Origin of the sequence: Collinsella aerofaciens (assembly GCF_901212495.1) — a bacterium.
GTDB classification, from domain to species: Bacteria; Actinomycetota; Coriobacteriia; order Coriobacteriales; family Coriobacteriaceae; genus Collinsella; species Collinsella aerofaciens_H.
Genome location: NZ_CAAKNY010000027.1, coordinates 1 through 1,366 on the forward strand (window position 1 = coordinate 1; position 1,366 = coordinate 1,366).

Here is a 1,366-nt window from a genome sequence, read left to right on the forward strand (position 1 = left end):
CCGACTTCTCCGTCCTTAGGTCTCCCACGCCTAGCCCCCATTCCAACCAATTTCGGACAAACTGTCCGATACCCTACATCCCATACGATACTGCTTGTGGCCAGCATGGCACTCCGGCACGAGAATCTCCCCGAAACCGAAACCGCCGGGAGGCATCATGTTCCACGCATACACCGGGGATGAGCAGTTCGATCTGCAGCTCAACCGCTTCACCCACCCCGAGCTCGACCCATCGGTCAAAGGCGACCTCGCCGAGGTCATCCCCCAGCTCCGCACCGCCGGGGACTGGTACCCCTGTTGGTCGGAGTTTGCCCGCCGGCGCGAGGTAGCCGGCGACCACGCCGTCGCCTCGGGCTACTGGGGCGCTGCGGCGTTCTACGAGCCGCTTGACTCCGAGACGAAGCGCACGGCCGTCGCGGGGTTCCGCCGCGAGTTCTACGCCGGGTGGGACGGCCCCGAGCTGGAGCGCCTGGAAGTCCCCTACGCGGGGTCGAGCCTGCCCGCCTTACGAATCCGCACCGCCGCCGAGCACTCGGCGGAGCCGCTCCTGCTGTTCGGCGGGTTCGACAGCTATATGGAGGAGATGGCGGGCTGGTTGCGCGCGCTGGGCGACTGCGGGCGCGACGTCGTCATCTTCGACGGGCCCGGCCAGGGGACGGCGCTCATGCGCGGCCTCGCCATGCCGCTCGCCTGGGAGCGCCCCGTGGGGGCAGTGCTTGACGCGCTGGAGATCGAGCGCTGCGCCGCGATGGGGATGTCGCTCGGCGGGCTGCTTGTGATGCGCGTGGCGGCGTTCGAGCCGCGCGTTACGCGCATCGTGGCGATGGACGTGTTCTACCGGATGTTCGACGCGCTGGAGATCCGCCTGCCCCGGACCGCGGGCGTCGCGCTCGAGTTCCTCGTGTGGTGCCGCGCCTCAGGCGTACTCGATGCTGCCGTTAGCCGCCTCGCGGCGCGTGACCACGACATGGCCTGGAAGCTGCAGCAGGCCCTGGCCATCACGGGGACGGACAGTCCACACGCGCTGCTCTACGAGCTCGTGCGCTGGAGCTTCGCGGGCCTGGGCCCGCTCGTGCGGCAGGACGTGCTGCTCTTCGCGGGCGAGCGCGACCAGTACGTGCCGCTTCGGCGGCTCGGCCAGGTGGCGCGCGAGCTCGTGAACGCCAACAGCGTGACGACGCGCGTCTTCACCGATGCCGAGCACGCGGCGGAGCACTGCCAGGTCGGAAACCTCCCGCTTGCCCTTGGCGTCGTGCGCGACTGGTTGGATGAGACGGAGGAGCGGCTGCCGTAGCGCTGCGGGCGACCTCTCGGCCGTGCTGGGCGAGCTGCTCGCCAACGCGGTCAAGTACGCCGACGAGGGCGG

General features: G+C 69.5%; 1 protein-coding gene. It reads left to right on the forward strand.

Annotation, left to right across the window (positions count from 1 at the left end):
- Window positions 1-157 precede the first annotated feature (157 nt).
- Entirely contained in the window at window positions 158-1,294 is a 1,137-nt protein-coding gene (locus tag SFLMC1_RS02885; RefSeq protein ID WP_152073135.1) for an alpha/beta fold hydrolase, read from the forward strand.
- Window positions 1,295-1,366: the final 72 nt, after the last annotated feature.